The organism is Janthinobacterium fluminis, from assembly GCF_028595325.1.
Taxonomy (GTDB): domain Bacteria; phylum Pseudomonadota; class Gammaproteobacteria; order Burkholderiales; family Burkholderiaceae_D; genus Janthinobacterium; species Janthinobacterium fluminis.
In genome coordinates this window covers 269,565-286,977 of record NZ_JAQQXR010000005.1, presented here as the reverse complement: position 1 = coordinate 286,977, position 17,413 = coordinate 269,565, and the positions used below count along the sequence as shown (strand labels likewise).

16 protein-coding genes and 2 tRNA genes are annotated in these 17,413 nt (G+C 65.8%); 12 read left to right on the top strand and 6 right to left on the bottom strand.

Annotated features, from left to right (window positions below; translation table 11 throughout):
* Nucleotides 1-109 precede the first annotated feature (109 nt).
* The 3 genes from OIK44_RS14655 to OIK44_RS14645 form a co-directional block, all read right to left on the bottom strand.
* On the bottom strand, nt 110-1,390 hold the full coding sequence (locus OIK44_RS14655) for a TRAP transporter large permease (RefSeq protein ID WP_273671615.1): 1,281 nt from the start codon (nt 1,388-1,390) through the stop codon (nt 110-112).
* Entirely contained in the window at nt 1,387-1,959 is a 573-nt protein-coding gene (locus tag OIK44_RS14650) for a TRAP transporter small permease (RefSeq protein WP_273671614.1), read from the bottom strand. The genes OIK44_RS14655 and OIK44_RS14650 overlap by 4 nt, the downstream gene beginning before the upstream one ends.
* Before the next feature lie 61 nt (nt 1,960-2,020).
* A complete protein-coding gene (locus OIK44_RS14645) occupies nt 2,021-3,007 on the bottom strand; it encodes a TRAP transporter substrate-binding protein (protein WP_273671613.1) in 987 nt (328 codons plus the stop codon).
* Between the two features lie 126 nt (nt 3,008-3,133).
* Between OIK44_RS14645 and OIK44_RS14640 the strand changes: the two genes are divergently transcribed.
* Together OIK44_RS14640 and OIK44_RS14635 are read left to right on the top strand one after the other, a co-directional pair.
* Nucleotides 3,134-5,140, top strand: a complete 2,007-nt coding sequence (locus tag OIK44_RS14640) for a two-component system sensor histidine kinase NtrB (RefSeq protein ID WP_273671612.1) — start codon at nt 3,134-3,136, stop codon at nt 5,138-5,140.
* A 9-nt stretch (nt 5,141-5,149) separates the two neighbouring features.
* Nucleotides 5,150-5,734 (top strand): response regulator transcription factor, encoded by a 585-nt coding sequence (locus OIK44_RS14635; protein ID WP_273671611.1) that lies wholly within the window; start codon nt 5,150-5,152, stop codon nt 5,732-5,734.
* An 11-nt stretch (nt 5,735-5,745) separates the two neighbouring features.
* On the opposite strand, the gene queG is transcribed toward OIK44_RS14635, so the two are convergent.
* A complete protein-coding gene (gene queG, locus OIK44_RS14630; protein WP_273671610.1) occupies nt 5,746-6,831 on the bottom strand; it encodes a tRNA epoxyqueuosine(34) reductase QueG in 1,086 nt (361 codons plus the stop codon).
* An 84-nt stretch (nt 6,832-6,915) separates the two neighbouring features.
* Between queG and tsaE the strand changes: the two genes are divergently transcribed.
* The 3 genes from tsaE to OIK44_RS14615 are packed head-to-tail and all read left to right on the top strand — an operon-like array spanning nt 6,916 to nt 9,607.
* Complete coding sequence (gene tsaE / locus OIK44_RS14625) at nt 6,916-7,401, top strand: tRNA (adenosine(37)-N6)-threonylcarbamoyltransferase complex ATPase subunit type 1 TsaE (RefSeq protein ID WP_273671609.1); 486 nt, start codon at nt 6,916-6,918, stop codon at nt 7,399-7,401.
* Nucleotides 7,365-8,753: an N-acetylmuramoyl-L-alanine amidase gene (locus OIK44_RS14620; protein ID WP_273671608.1), complete on the top strand. Its 1,389-nt coding sequence runs from the start codon at nt 7,365-7,367 to the stop codon at nt 8,751-8,753. The genes tsaE and OIK44_RS14620 overlap by 37 nt, the downstream gene beginning before the upstream one ends.
* A gap of 17 nt (nt 8,754-8,770) precedes the next feature.
* Complete coding sequence (locus OIK44_RS14615) at nt 8,771-9,607, top strand: D-hexose-6-phosphate mutarotase (protein ID WP_273671606.1); 837 nt, start codon at nt 8,771-8,773, stop codon at nt 9,605-9,607.
* A 25-nt stretch (nt 9,608-9,632) separates the two neighbouring features.
* Here OIK44_RS14615 and OIK44_RS14610 read toward each other — a convergent pair whose 3' ends face one another.
* Together OIK44_RS14610 and OIK44_RS14605 are read right to left on the bottom strand one after the other, a co-directional pair.
* Complete coding sequence (locus OIK44_RS14610) at nt 9,633-10,682, bottom strand: carbonic anhydrase (RefSeq protein WP_273671604.1); 1,050 nt, start codon at nt 10,680-10,682, stop codon at nt 9,633-9,635.
* A gap of 133 nt (nt 10,683-10,815) precedes the next feature.
* Nucleotides 10,816-11,460: a VTT domain-containing protein gene (locus OIK44_RS14605; RefSeq protein ID WP_273671603.1), complete on the bottom strand. Its 645-nt coding sequence runs from the start codon at nt 11,458-11,460 to the stop codon at nt 10,816-10,818.
* A 235-nt stretch (nt 11,461-11,695) separates the two neighbouring features.
* Between OIK44_RS14605 and OIK44_RS14600 the strand changes: the two genes are divergently transcribed.
* The 7 genes from OIK44_RS14600 (at nt 11,696) to OIK44_RS14570 (ending at nt 17,237) form a co-directional block, all read left to right on the top strand.
* Nucleotides 11,696-12,628: a peptidylprolyl isomerase gene (locus OIK44_RS14600; RefSeq protein WP_273671602.1), complete on the top strand. Its 933-nt coding sequence runs from the start codon at nt 11,696-11,698 to the stop codon at nt 12,626-12,628.
* 61 nt (nt 12,629-12,689) lie between these two features.
* Nucleotides 12,690-14,600 carry a DNA mismatch repair endonuclease MutL gene (mutL, locus tag OIK44_RS14595; protein ID WP_273671600.1) on the top strand — a complete coding sequence of 637 codons (1,911 nt, stop codon included), beginning with the start codon at nt 12,690-12,692 and terminating at the stop codon, nt 14,598-14,600.
* A 62-nt stretch (nt 14,601-14,662) separates the two neighbouring features.
* The gene (miaA, locus tag OIK44_RS14590; RefSeq protein WP_273671598.1) at nt 14,663-15,622 is read left to right on the top strand and encodes a tRNA (adenosine(37)-N6)-dimethylallyltransferase MiaA; all 960 of its coding nucleotides are present in this window, start codon (nt 14,663-14,665) and stop codon (nt 15,620-15,622) included.
* A 91-nt stretch (nt 15,623-15,713) separates the two neighbouring features.
* Nucleotides 15,714-15,790: transfer RNA gene (locus OIK44_RS14585), tRNA-Met, on the top strand.
* Between the two features lie 82 nt (nt 15,791-15,872).
* Nucleotides 15,873-15,949: transfer RNA gene (locus OIK44_RS14580), tRNA-Met, on the top strand.
* A gap of 666 nt (nt 15,950-16,615) precedes the next feature.
* Nucleotides 16,616-16,798: a hypothetical protein gene (locus OIK44_RS14575; RefSeq protein ID WP_273671594.1), complete on the top strand. Its 183-nt coding sequence runs from the start codon at nt 16,616-16,618 to the stop codon at nt 16,796-16,798.
* A gap of 253 nt (nt 16,799-17,051) precedes the next feature.
* Nucleotides 17,052-17,237, top strand: coding sequence for a hypothetical protein (locus OIK44_RS14570; protein WP_273671593.1), 186 nt, complete (start codon nt 17,052-17,054; stop codon nt 17,235-17,237).
* The last annotated feature ends 176 nt before the right edge of the window (nt 17,238-17,413 follow it).

The following is a 17,413-nucleotide window of genomic DNA, read 5'->3' as shown; positions in this document are numbered from 1 at the left end:
TGCTACCGGGGCGCATAAGCATATGCCGCGCTTCCCGGAAAGTTGCCCATCATAGCGTACTTAATAAGCAGATTCCCAGTTTTTTTGCGGCAAGGACCCTTGAATCGCGTTAACTGTAAATTAAATTTGGCAGCCACAGCGAGATTTGTGGTACATAAGTCACAAGTAACAAAAAGCCTAGCATCGTCAGCAACCACGGCATCACGGCCACCGTCAGCTCGGAAATGCCCATCTTGGTGATGCCCGAGGCCACGTACAGGTTCAGGCCGACGGGCGGATGGCACATGCCCACCTCCATGTTGACGACGATCAAGATGCCGAAATGGACGGGGTCTATGCCCAGCTTCATCGCCACCGGGAACAGGATGGGCGCCATGATCAGCACGATCGACGAGGGTTCCATGACGTTACCCGCCAGCAGCAGCAAGACATTGACGACCAACAGGAAAGTGATCACGCCCAGGCCCTGGCCGGTGATCCACTCGGCCATCGCCTGCGGGATGTTTTCGCTGGTCATCAGGAACGAGAACAGCACGGCGTTCGTGATGATGTAGAGCAGCATCGCCGACATGGCCGCCGAGTCCAGCAAGACCTTGCCGACCTGTTTCAGGCGCAAGTCCTTGTAGACGAAGACGGCGATGATGAAGGCGTACACGGCCGCCATCGCCGCCGCCTCGGTCGGCGTGAACACGCCCGAATAGATGCCGCCCATGACGATGACGATCAACAGCAAGCCCCAGGCGCTTTTCTTGAACGTGGCGAAGCGCTCGCCCCAGCTGGCCTTCCTCAGGCGCGGGTAGTTGTGCTTGCGCGCCAGGAACCAGGTGGTCAGGCCGAGCAGGAAGGCCAGCATCAGGCCGGGGATCACGCCGGCCATGAACAGCTTGCCCACCGAGGTGTTGGTGGTCACCGAGTACATCACCATGACGATGGAGGGCGGGATCAGGATGCCCAGCGCGCCCGAGGTGGTGATGACGCCGGCGCCGAAGCCGCGCGGGTAGCCCTGCTTGACCATCGCCGGCAGGATGATGGAGCCGATCGCCACCACCGTCGCCGGGCTGGAGCCGGAGACGGCGGCGAACAGCGCGCAGGCCATCACGCCGGCCAGCGCCAGGCCGCCGTGCCAGTGGCCGACCATCGAGCTGGCGAAGTCGATCATGCGCCGGGCGACGCCGCCGTGGGTCAGGAAGTTCCCCGCCAGGATGAAGAAGGGGATCGCCATGATCTCGAACTTCTCGATGCCGGTGAAGATCTTCAGCGCCACCGATTCGATCGGCACGCTGGTCATCGTGAACAGGAAGGTCAGCACCGTCAGGCCCAGCGAGATCGAGATCGGCATCCCGGTCAGCATCAGCGCCATCAGCAGGACGAAAATAATCAGCGCGTTCATGCTTTGCCTCCTTTGGCTTCGGCGGCCAGCTCTTTGTCCAGGCCCTCGACGAAGGAATGGTCGTGTTTCGGCAGGTTGCCGGTTTTCAGGAACTGCACGGTCACCTGCAGGAAGCGGAAGCACATCAGGTAGGAACCGAGCGGCACGGCCAGGTAGACTATCCACATTGGCACTTCCATGTCGGCCGAGGTCTGGTCGGTGTGGCCGATCTCCCAGACGAAGCTGGCGCCCAGCGTGCCGACGATGCCGGTAAACAGCGCGCCCGAGAGCAGGCCGAAGACGACGAATTTGTCGCGCCACTGCGGGTTCATGCGGTTGATCAGCACATCGACGCCGACGTGGATGCCGGTGCGCACGCCGTAGGCGGCGCCGAACTTGGCCATCCAGACGAACATGTAGATGCACAGTTCCTGGGCCCAGCTGGTGTTAATTTGAATCAGGTAGTCCTGCAGGCCGGGAATCGGCAGGCCGGCCAGGTAGCGGTGCACGACCGCGACGAAGATGATGAGGGTGGCGGCGCCCATCAGGGACGCGATCAGCCACTCCTCCAGATGATCGAGAAGTTTCATGGTGGATGACTTTCAGAAAGGAAGGGGGCGCGCCGGCGAGCTGCGGCGCGCCGGGACGGCATTACTTCGCGCTTTCCTTGTTGATGGCGGCAATCAGCTCCTTGCCGATGCGCCCTTCCATGTCCTTCTGCACCGGCGCCAGCACGCGGCGCCATTCGGCCTGCTCCTTGACGCTGAGCGTGTAGATGGTGGTCTTGCCGGCCTTCTTGATCGCTTCCATCGCCAGGTCGTTGTCGCGCTGGGCGATGGCCTTCTCGAACGTGGTCGCCTCCTTCATGGCCTTTTCCAGCTGGCCGCGCACGTCGGCCGGCAAGCCGTCCCAGAACTTCTTGTTGACGATGACGGCATAGCCGAGGTAGCCGTGGTTCGACACGGTCACATGCTTTTGCACCTCGTGCATCTTCTGCGTGTACATATTCGACGGCGGGTTCTCGGTGCCGTCGACGACGCCCGTCTGCAGGGCCTGGTAGACTTCGGAGAAGGCCAGCACCTGCGGGTTCGCGCCCAGCGTGCGCATCTGCGCGTCGAGCACCTTGGACGACTGGATGCGCATTTTCATGCCCTTGAAGTCAGCCGGCAGGCGCAGCGGCTTGTTCGCCGACATCACCTTGAAGCCGTTGTCCCAGTAGGCCAGGCCGGTGATGCCTTTCGGTTCCAGCTTCTTCAGCAGGCTCTTGCCGATTTCGCCCTCGGTGACGTTGTACAGGGCCGTCTTGGTGGGGAAAATATAGGGCAGGTCGAAGGCTTCGAACTCCTTCACGCCCAAGGGGCCGAATTTGGCCAGCGACGGCGCCAGCATCTGCACGGCGCCCAGTTGCAGCGCCTCCAGCTCTTCCTTGTCCTTGTACAGCTGGCTGTTCGGGTACAGTTCGATCTTGACGCGGCCGTTGGTGGCCTTCTCCGCCAACTGCTTGAAGCGTTCCGCGGCCTGGCCCTTCGGCGTGTCGGTGGCGACGACGTGGCTGAATTTGATGACGATGGGCGCTTGCGCGTAGGCGTTGATGCTGACGGCCGCGCTCAGCGCGACCAGGATGGTTTTCAGTTTCATACAGTCTCCCTATGGTAAAAAATCTATTATTATTTGAATATCGCCGATACTGTCCGACTATGGGCCGCGCCGCTATTGTGGAAAACCACAATAGCCCGTGACGATCAAAGCCTTATCCTGCTAGCGATGACAAATCCGTTCCCGCCCGCGCGCCGTCCGCAATTTACCAGCCCGCTGCGTTGGCTGCTGCCGGTCGTGCTGCTGCTGTTCTTCCTGGCGATCCTGTTCTGGCTGCCGTGGCAGGCGCGCCAGATGGAAAGCAACGAGCGCCAGGAGCAGTTGATCGCCGACACGCTGTGGGTCGAACAAACCATCCGTTTCCAACTGGCGCGCCACGAGGAAAGCCTGCGCACGCTGGGCGCCGACATCGGCGCCGGCCACCTCGGCGACGCCGCGCTGCAGGCGCGCCTGCGCCAGTTGCTGCGCAACGGCCGCGAACTGCGGCGCGTGCTGTGGGTCGACGAGCGGGGCCGCGTGGCCGCCTCCAGCGACGCCGGCGCGGCGGCCGCCGCCGAATTCGGCGCCGCCTCGGCCACGGCGGCAGATCATGCACGTAAAACGCGAAATGCGCAATACAGTCAGCCGGCGCCGCAGAGCGGCAATCCGCACGCGGCGCCGGCGGCGCTGCTGATGGATTACCACCTGCCGCTGTTCCGCGGCGAACGCTACCTCGGCAGCCTGGTCGCCACCTACCAGGTCAGCAGCCTGCTCGACGAAATGGTGCCGTGGTGGTTCGCCCAGGACAACCAGATCACGCTGCTCGACCGCGACGACAAGGTGCTGGCGCGGCGCGCCGCCGCCGGCCCCGGCCACGGCGTCTACACGCACAAGCGCGCGCTCGACCTGCCGGGCGCCGCCATCACGCTGTTTACCGACAGCGTCAAGAGCGCCCCGCGCCTGCTGCCCAACCTGCTGGTGGGCTCCGTCGTCGCGCTGTCGCTGGGGCTGCTGTGGAGCCTGCTGGCGCTGTGGCGGCACATTTCGCGCCGCCTCGCCGCCGAGGGCGCGCTGCGCCAGCAGATGTCGTTTCGCACGGCCATGGAGAACTCGCTGGTGACGGGCTTGCGCGCCCGCGACCTGGAGGGCCGCGTCACCTACGTCAACCCGGCCTTCTGCCAGATCGTCGGCTACCCGCCCGAGGAGCTGCTGGGCAAGCTGCCGCCCATGCCCTACTGGGCGCCGGACGTGATGGCCGAATACCAGCAGCGCTTCGCCGGCGTGCTGGCCGGCACCATCACGCCGCAGTTCGAAACCATCTTCCAGCGCTGCGACGGCGTGCGCGTGCCGGTGCTGATCTTCGAGGCGCCGCTGGTCGACAAGGACGGCAGGCAAACCGGCTGGATGGGATCGATACTCGACATCTCCGACCGCAAGCGCGTCGAGGAACTCAACCGGCAGCAGCAGGAAAAGCTGCAGGCCAGCGCGCGCCTGGCGACGATGGGCGAGATCGCGTCGATGCTGGCGCACGAGCTGAACCAGCCGCTGGCGGCCATTTCCAGCTACACGACGGGGGCGCTGAACCTGCTCGGCCGCGCCGCCGACAGCGGCCAGCCGGTCGACAGCGCGCTGCTGCAACCGGCCCTGCAACAGGCCAGCGCGCAGGCGCAAAGGGCCGGCCAGATCATCCGCAGCGTCCATGAATTCGTCAAGAAGCGCGACGCCGAGCGCCAGCCGCTGTCGGTGCAGTCGCTGGTCGACGGCATCGGCGCGCTGATCGAGCTGCAGGCGCGGCAGTTCTATGTGGTCGTGCAAACCGACATCCCGGCCGGGCTGCCGCCGGTGCGGGCCGACCGCGTGATGATCGAACAGGTGCTGCTGAACCTGACCCGCAACGCCATCGAGGCGATGCAGGACATCGCCGCCGAGCGCCGCGTCATGTGCCTGGTGGCGCGCTGCGACGCGGCCCAACAGCAGGTCACGCTGGCCGTCGTCGACCAGGGCCACGGCATCGCCGACGACGTCGCCGAGCGCCTGTTCTCGCCTTTCTTCTCGACCAAGGCCGAGGGCATGGGCATGGGCCTGAACATCTGCCGCACCGCCATCGAATTCCATGGCGGCACGCTGAGCCACCGCGCCAACCCGCAGGGCGGCACCATTTTCACTTTCGCGCTGCCGGTCGCGCACCTCAAATAGGAGAACCGCATGCTGCATATCGTCGACGATGAGGAGGTGGTGCGCGCCTCGCTGTCCTGGCTGGCCGCCTCGCGCGGCATCGCCGCCCGCAGCTACGCCAGCGCGCAGGCCTTCCTGGCCGGCGCCGGCCTGCAGTTCGACCCGCTGGGCGACTGCGTGCTGCTGGACGTGCGCATGCCCGACATGAACGGCGTCGCCCTGTTCGAGCAACTGGTGCGGCGCGAGCTGGCGCAGCGCCTGCCGGTGATCTTCCTGACCGGCCACGGCGACGTGCCGATGGCCGTCGACAGCCTGAAGCGCGGCGCCTTCGACTTCTTCGAGAAGCCCTTCAACGACAACGCCCTGATGGACCGCGTCGAACAGGGCCTGGCGACGTCGCGCCAGGCCGGCGAGCTGGCGGCCGTGCACGCGCGCCTGGCGACGCTGTCGACGCGCGAGCGCGAGGTGCTCGACCTGATCCTGGCCGGCAAGATGAACAAGGTCGTCGCCGACAAGCTGGGCATCAGCATGCGCACCGTCGAGGTGCACCGCGCCCACATCTTCGACAAGATGCAGGTGAAGACGGCAGTCGAGCTGGCCGGCTTGCTGAAGTGAGGTAGCGGCGCTCAGCGGTGCTGCGCCAGCGCCCATTCGACGTGCTCGCGCACCAGCGCCGACGGGTCGTCCCGGCGCGCCTGCAGCGCCGCGACGATGTCCGGCGCGCCCTTCGCCTGCCGCGCCGCGTTGCCCAGGCCGACCGCCAGGTTGCGCAACCAGCGCACGTGGCCGATGCGGCGGATCGGGCTGCCCTCCATCCGGCGGTTGAACTCGTCCTCGGTCCAGGCGAACAAGTCGACCATCGACGCCTGGCCCAGGCCGTGGCGCTCGTCGAAGTCGGGCACGACGGCCCGCTGCGCGAACTTGTTCCACGGGCACACCGTCTGGCAGTCGTCGCAGCCGTAGACGCGGTTGCCGATCAGCGGCCGCATCGCCTCCGGAATGCTGTCCTTGAGTTCGATCGTCAGGTAGGAAATGCAGCGCCGCGCATCCATCTTGTGCGGCCCGAGGATGGCCTGGGTCGGGCAGACGCTGATGCAGGCCTGGCACTGGCCGCAGTGCGGCGTCTCCGCCTCGTCCACCGGCAGCGGCAGGTCGACCAGTATCTCGCCGAGGAAGAAGAAGGAACCGCCCTGGCGGTTGATCAGCAGCGTGTGCTTGCCGCGCCAGCCCAGCCCGGACTTTTCCGCCAGCGACACCTCCATCACCGGCGCCGAGTCGGTGAAGACGCGAAAGCCGAGGGCGCCGGCGGCGCCGCGGATGCGCTCGGCCAGCTGCTGCAGGCGGGCGCGCATCACCTTGTGGTAGTCGCGGCCGCGGGCGTACACGGAAATCACGGCGGCGCCCGGCTCGTCGAGCCGCGCCGCCTCGCGCTCGCGCCAGTGCGTGTCCAGCGTCGCCGGCAGGTAGTTCATGCGCGCGCAGATGGCCCGCAGCGTGCCGGGCACCAGCTCGGCCGGACGCGCCCGCTTCATGCCGTGGCTGGCCATATAGTCCATATCGCCATGGTAGCCGGCGTCCAGCCAGGCTTGCAGACCCGCCTCGCAGTGCGTCAGGTCGACGTCGGCGATGCGCACTTCGGCAAAACCGAGCTGCTCGCCCCAGCTTTTAATGGTGCGCGCCAGTTCGGCCAGTTCGGATTCGGTGGGGGACATGCTCGGACTTCGCTTACGCTCGCGGTTACAATGGGCGGGTCCGCAACCGCGAACCCCTCAGACAATCAGACGACATTCTATTCGATGCAGCATTTTACAGCCCACCTCCACGACGAAGCCGGCACCGCCGCGCTGGGCGCCGCGCTGGCGCGCGCCCTCGCCCCCGGCCTGGCGATCTACCTGCACGGCGACCTCGGCGCCGGCAAAACGGCGCTGACGCGCGCGCTGCTGCACGCGGCCGGCCACGCCGGCAACGTCAAAAGCCCCACCTACACCCTGTCCGAGCCGTACCGCGTGCAGCTCGACGGGCGCGCCGTCAACGTCATCCATTTCGACCTGTACCGCATGGGCAGCCCCGAGGAGTTCCTCGACGCCGGTTTCCGCGAGGACTTCGACGGCGCCAACATCTGCATCGTCGAATGGCCGGAAAAGGCCGCGCCGGTGTTGCCGCCGGCCGACCTGAATATTTTCCTGGAGGTCGCCGGCCAGGGTCGTGATGTAAAATTGCAAGCGTCGTCTGAACTGGGTCTGTCATGCCTCAACCGTCTCAAATTCGCCCCCAATCTGTGAGCGCCAAGCCGATCACCCGGCGCACCGCGCTCAAGGCCGGCGGCACGCTGCTGCTGTCGGTGCTGGCGCCGCTGTCCGCCAACGCCGCGCAGATCCTCGCCGTGCGCGTCTGGCCGGCCGAGGACTACACCCGCGTCACGCTGGAAAACGACAGCGTGCTGAAGGTCACCCACTTCATCGTCAAGGACCCGGAACGCATGGTCGTCGACATCGAGGGCCTGGAACTGAACCCGACGCTGAAGGGCCTGGTCGCGAAGATCCAGTCGGGCGACCCGTATATCAAGCAGGTGCGGGTCGGGCAGAACCGCCCCAACGTCGTGCGCCTGGTGTTCGACCTGAAGGAAGAGGTGACGCCGCAGGTGTTCACGCTGGCGCCGGTGGGCGCCTACCAGCACCGCCTGATTTTCGACCTGTATCCGGTGCGCCAGCCTGACCTGATCGCGGCGATGATCGAAAAACGCGAATGGTCCAGCGACGGCGCGGCCAAGCCGCCGCCCCTTGCCGCCAAGCCGGAGCCGGCGGAAGCGCCGACACCGGCGGCGGAGGCGCCCAAGCCGGACCTTGCCGCCGCCGCGCCCAAGCCCGAACACAAGCCCGAGCACAAAGCCGAGGCCAAGCCGGGCGCGCCGCAAAAAGTGCTGCGCATGATCACCATCGCCCTCGACCCCGGCCACGGCGGCGAGGACCCGGGCGCCAGCGGCAGGGGCGGCAGCCGCGAGAAGGATGTCGTGCTGGCCATCGCCAAGCGCCTCAAGGCCAAGCTGGAGGAGCAGCCGAATATGCGCGTGATGCTGACGCGCGACGCCGACTTCTTCGTGCCGCTGGGGATGCGCGTCGAAAAGGCCCGCAAGGTGCAGGCCGACCTGTTCGTCTCCATCCACGCCGACGCCTTCGTCGAACCGACGGCGCGCGGCTCGTCGGTCTTCGTGCTGTCCGAAAAGGGCGCCAGCTCGACGGCGGCGCGCTGGCTGGCGAACAAGGAAAACCTGGCCGACTCGATAGGCGGCGTCAACCTCAGCAAGGGCCACGACCGGCAACTGGCCAGCGTGCTGTTCGACCTGTCGACGACGGCGCAGATCAACGACAGCCTGAAGCTGGGCAAGGCCGTGCTGAGCGAAATCGGCGGCATCAACCGGCTGCACAAGGGCTCGGTCGAGCAGGCCGGCTTCGCCGTGCTGAAGGCGCCCGACATTCCCTCCATCCTGATCGAGACGGCCTTCATCTCGAACCCGGAGGAGGAGGCCAAGCTGACCGACAACGCCTACCAGGACAAGCTGGCCGAGGCCATCGTCACCGGCATCCGGCGCTACTTCGCCAAGAACCCGCCGCTGGCGAAAAGCCGGCAGACCTGAACCGCAAGGGAGACGCGATGCAACTGACTGAATTTGGCAAACTGCCGGCGGTATGCATCCGCGCCGCCGACGGCGCCCAGGCCATCGTCACGCTGTACGGCGGCCACCTGGTGTCCTGGCGCAGCGCCGACGGGCGCGAACGGCTGTTTTGCAGCGCCCGCTCGGCGCTCGACGGCAGCCGCGCCATCCGCGGCGGCGTGCCGCTGATCTTCCCGCAATTCGGCGCGCGCGGCGACGGCCTGCGCCACGGCTTCGCGCGCGTCAGCAACTGGCGCCTGGCCGGCGGCGGCCGCGACGGCGCCGACGGTTTTGCCGAGTTCAGCCTGGCGGCCGGCGATGTGCCGGTCGAGCTGGCGGCCGCCTGGCCGTTCGCCTTCGAGCTGACGTTCCGCGTCGCGCTGCACGGCGACGCCCTGGCCCTGTCTTTCAGCGTGCGCAACACGGGCACGGCGGCCTTCCCCTTCTCGGCCGCGCTGCACAGCTATTTCCTGGTCGAGCAGCTGGAGCGCTGCGAGCTGGGCGGCTTGCAGCATGTGCGCTTCGCCGACGAGAGCGGCGCGATGGCCTTGCAGGAGACGGCGGCGCTGCACTTCAGCGACAAGCTCGACCGTATCTACTACCAATTGCCGGCACCGCTGAGCCTGCGCGCCGGCGACGCCGCGCTGCGCCTGGAGCAAGAGGGCTTCACCGACGCCGTCGTGTGGAACCCCGGCGCGGCCGACGCGGCCGCGCTGGCCGACATGGAGGATGAGGAATACCGCCGCTTCGTCTGCGTCGAGGCGGCGCTGATCGAGCCGGACGTGCTGGCCGCCGGCGCCGAGTGGCGCGGCGTGCAGCGCATCGTCGCGCGCTGAGGGCGCTTTTTCCGCCCGCGGCGCCCTAGTTCGATTCCTTGATCATGCGCCCCGAGCTGCCCTGGATGGGCCGGGCGTTGAGCGGATACAGGCGGCTGAACAGGGCCATCTGCGCCGCCGACGCCTGCTGCGGCTCCTTCATCACCAGCCACAGCACGCCCTCGCTGCACGGCGGCGTCGTCAGCGAACCCATGTAGGTGTAGTAGTCGCGCCGCTGCGGCAGCAGCTCCAGCGGGTCGAGGACGATGGACGGCGCCATCACCTCGTGTTTTTCCAGCGGCAGGTTGTTCCACACGGTCTGTATGGTGTTTTGCGGCTTGCCCCGCTCCAGCAGGATCGCCAGCACGGCCAGCTTGCCCTCGGCGTCCTTGTGCACCAGGTGCACCACCATTTCAAAGCCCTTGCCGTTGATGCGCTCCTCCGACGGACGGTGGAAGTGGAACTGCATCAGCTCGTACATGCGGCCCTGCACGGTCAGGTAGTTGCCGCCGCTGACGGTCACCTGCACGGTGTGGCCGTTGTCGACGACGTTGAACGAGGAAGGCTTGTAATCGAAGCTGATCTGTTCCAGGTCCACCTTCATGCCGTCGCGTATGTCGATCGGCGACTGGCGCGAGCCGGTGCCGCAGCGGGTCCAGTCGGCATTGATCTTGCCCCAGTTGGCCGGCCCCGTCTCGCCCTCGTAAGACCAGTGGTTGCCGTGCGCCTTGAACGTGGCCGGCGGAGCCTCGGCGCGCGCGGCGGCGGCCGCGGCGGCGGCCCGCCTGGCCTTGGCGGCGGCCGCCACGCGGGCGGCCTGGTTGGCGCGCATCTCGGCCAGGCGCGCGGCGATCTTGGCCGACAGGTCCACCTCGGCCTGCTCCTCCTTCGAGCGGGTGGCGGGCGCCGCGCCGGCCGGCGCCGACGGCGCCAGCATTTGCTTGCCGGCGATCGGCGAGGACACGGGTTTCGGCTTGACGGAGTCGGTAATGGTTTTGACGGCCGCGGCCTTGGCCGCTTCCGACGCCGGCGCGTCGTTCGCGCTTGCCGCCGTCGTGACGAAACTGCAGGCTAACAGGGCGATGAGGTGGCGCATGGGACTCCAGAAAGTAAAAAATACACTCTGGTATACGGCAACAACAGGGGGAAACTTGAGACGTGCCGGCCATGCACAGGAGAAATAATTACCGGGGGCCGGCTGCGGCGGGCGCCGCAGCCTTCGCCGCGTCCTAGCGGCCCAGCATCCGGCGGCCCAGTTTCCACAGGCCGCCCAGCAGCACCGGCACGACGGCCACGCCGACGCCGATCAGCACGATCAAGGTCAGGTGGTCGCGCACCTGCGGGATGTTGCCGAAGAAGTAGCCGGCCGTCACCAGACCGACGACCCAGATCAGCGCGCCGGTGACGTTATACAACTGGTAGCGCGCATGCGTCATGTCGGACACGCCGGCGACGAAGGGCGCGAAGGTGCGCACGACGGGCACGAAGCGGGCCAGGATGATGGTCTTGCCGCCGTGCTTCTCGAAGAATTCGTGGGTGCGGCGCAGCGCGTCCTTGTTGATCCAGCGGTAGTCGTGCGTGAAGACGCGGTGGCCGATGGCCTCGCCTATCCAGTAGTTCAGCGTGCTGCCGCTGACGGCGGCCGTCACCAGTAGCAGCATCAGCAGCAAGGGATGCATATGTCCGGTCGCGCAGAACGCGCCGGCGATGAACAATAGCGTGTCGCCGGGGAAGAAAAACAGGAACACCACCCCGGTTTCGCAAAAAATGATCGCGAACAGCACGGCGTACACCAGCGTGCCGTATTGGGCAATGAGGGTGCCGAGCGTCTTGTCGACATGGACGAGCATGTCAAGTAATTGCACAAAATCCATAAATTATTCCCTAAAGGTCGCGGCGGAATCATACACCACCGCGCGGGCCGGGCGGCCATCCTCGCGGCGATTATTGTGTGATTATTTTTCAAGGGCGGGAAAGCGGCGGCGCGCCGGCGACCGATTGCCTGTCCGCGCCCTCCGGCGGGCACAGGAAGTTTTCTAATTGACTATATTTCAGTTTACAATTCCTGCCCAGCCGCGCGTTCGCGGCGCCCCAGCCAGGAGAGACAGGATGCCCGTTTTCACCGCAGCAGCAAACCGCCCCGCCGCCCGCGCGGCCCTGATCCTGGCGCTGGCCACGCTGGCGCCGGGCGCCGCCGCCGCGCCGGCCGCCAAGCCGACGCTGGCCGACGTCATCAAGGGCTCGCAGCCGTCCGACTGGCGCCCGCTCGACCCGGACAACACCTTGTACCTGGAGATTCCAGCCGGCCGCGTCGTCATCGAGATGGCGCCGGCGTTCGCGCCCCGCCACGTCGCCAACATCAAGGCGCTGGTGCGGGAACACTATTTCGACGGCTTGGCCATCCTGCGCGCGCAGGACAACTGGGTGGTGCAATGGGGCGACCCGGACGAGAAAAATCCGAAGCCGATGACGACGGCGCAGCGCACGCTGCCGGGCGAATTCACCGTGCCGCTGAAGGGCGCCGGCAAGTTCACCCGGCTGCCGGACCGCGACGGCTACGCGCCGCAGGTGGGCCACTCGAACGGCTTTGCGTCGGCGCGCGACCCGAAAACCGGCGCGGCCTGGCTGACCCACTGCTATGGAACGGTCGGGGTCGGGCGCGACAACGCCAGCGACAGCGGCGGCGGCGCCGAGCTGTATGCGGTGATCGGCCACGCGCCGCGCCACCTGGACCGCAACATCACCGTCGTCGGACGCGTCGTGGCCGGCATGCCGCTGCTGGCGACGCTGCCGCGCGGCACGGCGCCGATGGGTTTTTATGCCAAGCCGGAGCAAAACGTGCCGATCGCCTCGGTCCGCCTGGCGGCCGACGTGGCGCCGGCCGAGCGCAGCAATCTGGAGCTGATGCGCACCGACACGGCCACCTACCAGGCCGCCGTCGAAGCCCAGCGCAACCGCGGCGGGCCGTGGAACAAGGTGGCGGCCGGCCATATCGAGCTGTGCAACGCGCCGCTGCCCGTGCGCGAGCGGGCGCGGGACTGAGCAAAGCCGCCTCGGCTAGCCGGGGCGGCTAGCCGGTACAACGAAACGCTATAATCGGGGCATGAACGCTCCCATCACGCCCCACCGCCCGATCCAGGCCCTGCCCGACCAACTGATTTCGCAAATCGCCGCCGGCGAGGTGGTCGAGCGGCCATCCGCCGTCGTCAAGGAATTGCTGGAGAACGCCCTCGACTCCGGCGCCACCCAGATCACCGTGCGCCTCGAAGAGGGCGGCGTCAAGCGCATCGCCATCACCGACAACGGCCGCGGCATCGCGCCCGAGCAGTTGCCGCTGGCGCTGGCGCGCCACGCGACCTCGAAGATCGCCTCGCTGAGCGACCTGGAAAACGTCGGCACGCTGGGCTTCCGCGGCGAGGCGCTGGCCTCGATCGCCTCGGTGGCCGCCGTCACCCTCACCTCGCGCACGGCCGACGCCGCCCACGCCTGGGAGATCGTCGGCTCGCACACGGGCGGCGTGGCGCCGTCGTCGGGCGCGCACGGCACCACGGTGGACGTGCTGGACCTGTACTTCAACACGCCGGCGCGGCGCAAATTCCTCAAGTCCGAGCAGACCGAATTCGGCCACTGCGCCGAGGTCGTGCGGCGCATCGCGCTGGCGCGCCCGGACGTGTCGTTCTCGCTGACGCACAACGGCCGCACCATCGACCACTGGAACGTCAGCGAGATGGCCAGGCGCAGCGCCCACATCCTCGGCGACGGCTTCGCCCAGGCCAGGCTGGCGCTCGACGAGACGGCCGGGCCGCTGCGCCTGCACGGCTTCGCCGGCCTGCCGACGGCGTCGAAGGCGCGCGCCGACGGCCAGTTCTTCTACGTCAACGGGCGTTTCGTGCGCGACAAGCTGCTGGTGCACGCGGTGCGCGCCGCCTATCAGGACGTGCTGCACGGCGACCGCTTCCCGTCCTACGTGCTGGCGCTCGACCTCGACCCGGCGCTGGTCGACGTCAATGTGCACCCGTCGAAGATCGAGGTGCGCTTCCGCGACAGCCGCGCGGTGCACCAGTTCGTCTTCCACGCCGTACAGCGGGTGCTGGCGCAGACCTCGGCCACGGCCTTCGGCAACGTGCAGGCGCCGCAGCCGGCGGCCGGCAACGGCTTCGGCGCGCAGCCGGCCGAGCTGGCCGGCGGACCCGGCGTGTGGCGCCGCGAGCAAACCCAGACCTCGTTCGGGCCGCAGTTCTCGGCGACCTACTCGCCGTCGCCGTTCGGGCCGTCGGCGCGTTCGCTGCAAAACAACGAGGCCGGCGGCGTGGCGCAAAGCAGCAGCAACTATGGCGCGCTGTTCGCAACCGACCGCCCGGACGCGCTCCAGCCGGCCGAGCCGTATATCGCGTCGGCGGCCGCCATGGCGCAGGAGGAGCATCCACTCGGCTTCGCCCTGGCGCAGCTGCACGGCATCTACATCCTGGCGCAGAACGCCAAGGGCCTGGTGCTGGTCGACATGCACGCGGCGCACGAGCGCATCCTGTACGAACAGCTGAAGACGGCGCTGCAAGCCCAGGTGTCCGGCCAGGACATGCAGGTGCAGGCGCTGCTGATCCCGATCACCTTCTACGCCGACGCCATCGAGGTGAGCACGGCGAATGAAAACCAGGACACGCTGAAGACGCTCGGCTTCGACATCGCCGCGCTGTCGCCGACGACGCTGGCGGTGCGCTCCGTGCCGACGCTGCTGAAGAACGCCGACGCGCAGACGCTGGCGCGCGACGTGCTGCGCGACGTGCGCGAATACGGCGGCTCGCGCGTGCTGATCGAGCGGCAGAACGAGCTGCTCGGCACCCTCGCCTGCCACACGGCCGTGCGCGCCAACCGCATTCTGTCGGTGCAGGAGATGAACGCGCTGCTGCGGCAGATGGAGCACACCGAGCGGGCCGACCAGTGCAACCACGGCCGGCCCACCTGGGTGCAGGTGGACATCGGCGCGCTCGACAAGCTGTTCCTGCGCGGGCAGTAAATATCCAGGGCCGCACAGCCCCGCCAGCTGTTTCGCACCACCACGTTTTTTAGAATCGCATCATGACAAACACAGCAAAACTGCCGCTCGCGCTCGCCATCATGGGGCCGACGGCATCCGGTAAGACGGCCGCGGCGCTGGCCATCGCGCGCCAGATCCCATCCGAAATCATCTCCGTCGACTCGGCCCTGGTGTACCGCGGCATGGACATCGGCACGGCCAAGCCCAGCGCCGCCGAACGCGCCAGCGCGCCGCACCACCTGATCGACATCATCGACCCGCTCGACGCCTATTCGGTGGCGCAGTTCCGCACCGACACGCTGGCCCTGGTGGCCGACATCACGGCGCGCGGCAAGCTGCCGCTGCTGGTCGGCGGCACGATGTTGTACTTCAAGGGCCTGGCCGACGGGCTGGACGAGCTGCCCGGCGCCGACCCGGCCATCCGCGCCGCGCTGGAGGCGGACGCCGCCGCCATCGGCTGGCCGGCAATGCACGCGCGCCTGCAGACGCAGGACCCGGCCACGGCCGCGCGGCTGGCGCCGAACGACGCCCAGCGCATCCAGCGCGCGCTGGAAATCATCGCACTGTGCGGCAAGCCGATGTCCGAGCTGCTGGCGCTGCGCGAAAAGCCCGTGCTGCCCTTCGAGCTGCTGTCGTTCGCGCTGGAGCCGTCCGACCGCGCCGTGCTGCACGCGCGCATCGCCGCGCGCTTCGACGCGATGCTGGCCGAGGATGGCGGCAACGGCGGCCTGATCGGCGAAGTGGAGCAATTGCGCCGGCGCGGCGACCTGCACCCGGGCCTGCCGTCGATGCGCTGCGTCGGCTACCGCCAGGCCTGGGACTACCTGGACGGGCGCATCGGCTACGCCGCGCTGCGCGAGACGGGCATCATCGCCACGCGCCAGTTGGCCAAGCGGCAGATGACCTGGCTGCGCTCCATGCCGGAACGCATCGTCGTCGACTGCCTCGACGCCGACCCGGCCGCGCGCATGCTGGCGCACCTGGCGGCGTTGAAGAAATGACCATGAATCGGGGCTGGAGGGAGAAATGTGCGGATTTTTCCGCCCCCGCCTTGACAAAGAAAAGCGAAGCCGGGATAATGCTCGGCTGTTGGGTGATATAGCTCAGTTGGTTAGAGCACAGCATTCATAATGCTGGGGTCGGTGGTTCAAGTCCACCTATCACCACCACGAATCATCAGAAATGGTTCAGACCGGTTTCGGACTGAACCATTTCTGTTTATACCAGCCACCGGCTCACGCCGGGCTGTTTGGTGATATAGCTCAGTTGGTTAGAGCACAGCATTCATAATGCTGGGGTCGGTGGTTCAAGTCCACCTATCACCACCACGAATACGCAGCACATGAAAAACCCGCGTCGCTCCTTGCGAGTACGCGGGTTTTTTGTTGCCCGTCGCGCGGCCGGTTGGCGCCCGGCCGCCTTCTTCCTGCGCGACATCGATTGGCTGCCACCATGACAGCCCCCCCCCCCCTTTCTGGCACGGCACCTGCCGCGCGCGCCACGGGCGGCAGCGACGCCGCCGGCGCCACAACATCCCCCTCACAAGCATGGTGCGAGGCTTGGCCATAGGAAAAACAACTGAACTTATTCGTTTCGATTGTTTATTTATTCACAACTTGACATGCCTTTTTTTTATGATGTAGGATTTGGCAAGCATTGAATTATTAAATAATTAATTTTTTGGCTGCGCCTGAAACTGGGCGGGCAATGTTTTATCTATTATGGAAACATCGAGCGGCGCTTGCCGGCGATCGTCTGCGGAATGACGCCCGTATGTTTCCACATTTAACTTTCGCTACAAACCTATGGAGTTTTATAAAACGTCCATACTCGCCCATACCGTTAAAAATAGCGCCAATATCGAGCGGAATATCATTTCAAAAAAACGGCCACAAGAGAGTGCGGAAATACGGCAAAGATAGAAATTCAAGAAAAGACCGACAATTTCTTAATGTCTTAAAACTAAAAAGAATCTCTCAAAAAAGGATGGAAAAATGAGCAATGAAAAATTGAAAGACGCTTTGAAATCCGAAATCACCAAAGAAAATGGAACCGATTCCCCGCCGGCAGATAGCGTAGAAATCACCGAGACCGATTTGGATGGCGTCGCCGGCGGCTGCGGCCTTCTGCTGACGTGCGGCAATTACAGCACAACCACCCCACCCGTAGAAAATTAAAAACCAATAGGCGGAGCGGGACGCGCCGCCTATTTTTTGAGCGGCATGGCTCGATTCAAGGCCAAGCTTGTCTCACCCAAGCGCTCAACCGTCGGGACCGTGCGTTGGCAAGTTATTCACATTAAAAAATCAATAGCTTTTCCACCACTTATTTCGCCTGCGCTTGGGCGCGGAAAACAGCGATACAGGCAGCTGTGCAGCAAAGAGTTAGGACTTTTTAATATAAAAATTCTTTAACTAAATTGGAGATGAAATGAGCAATGAAAAATTAAAAGGCGCATTGAAATCCGAGATCATCAAAAAAAATGAGAGCGATGTCGTTCCGGCGGATAGCGTAGAAATTACCGACGGCGACTTGGATGGCCTTTCCGGCGGCGGCTGCGCGCTACTCAACGTCTGCTTCAATTTCAGCGGCATGAACGTTCCCCCAGACATATAATGAATTGCCGAAATAGGCGGCGCCGCCTATTTTTTTACGCCTTGAAATAAAGCAGCGTGGTGCGCCTTCAAGCACCGCGGGCCGCGCTGCCTGCCGCTTTAAGGACACCACGCCGAACCCACACCCGATGCCGCCCGCATTACAACCGCTTGCCTTATTGGTGATAAATTATGACA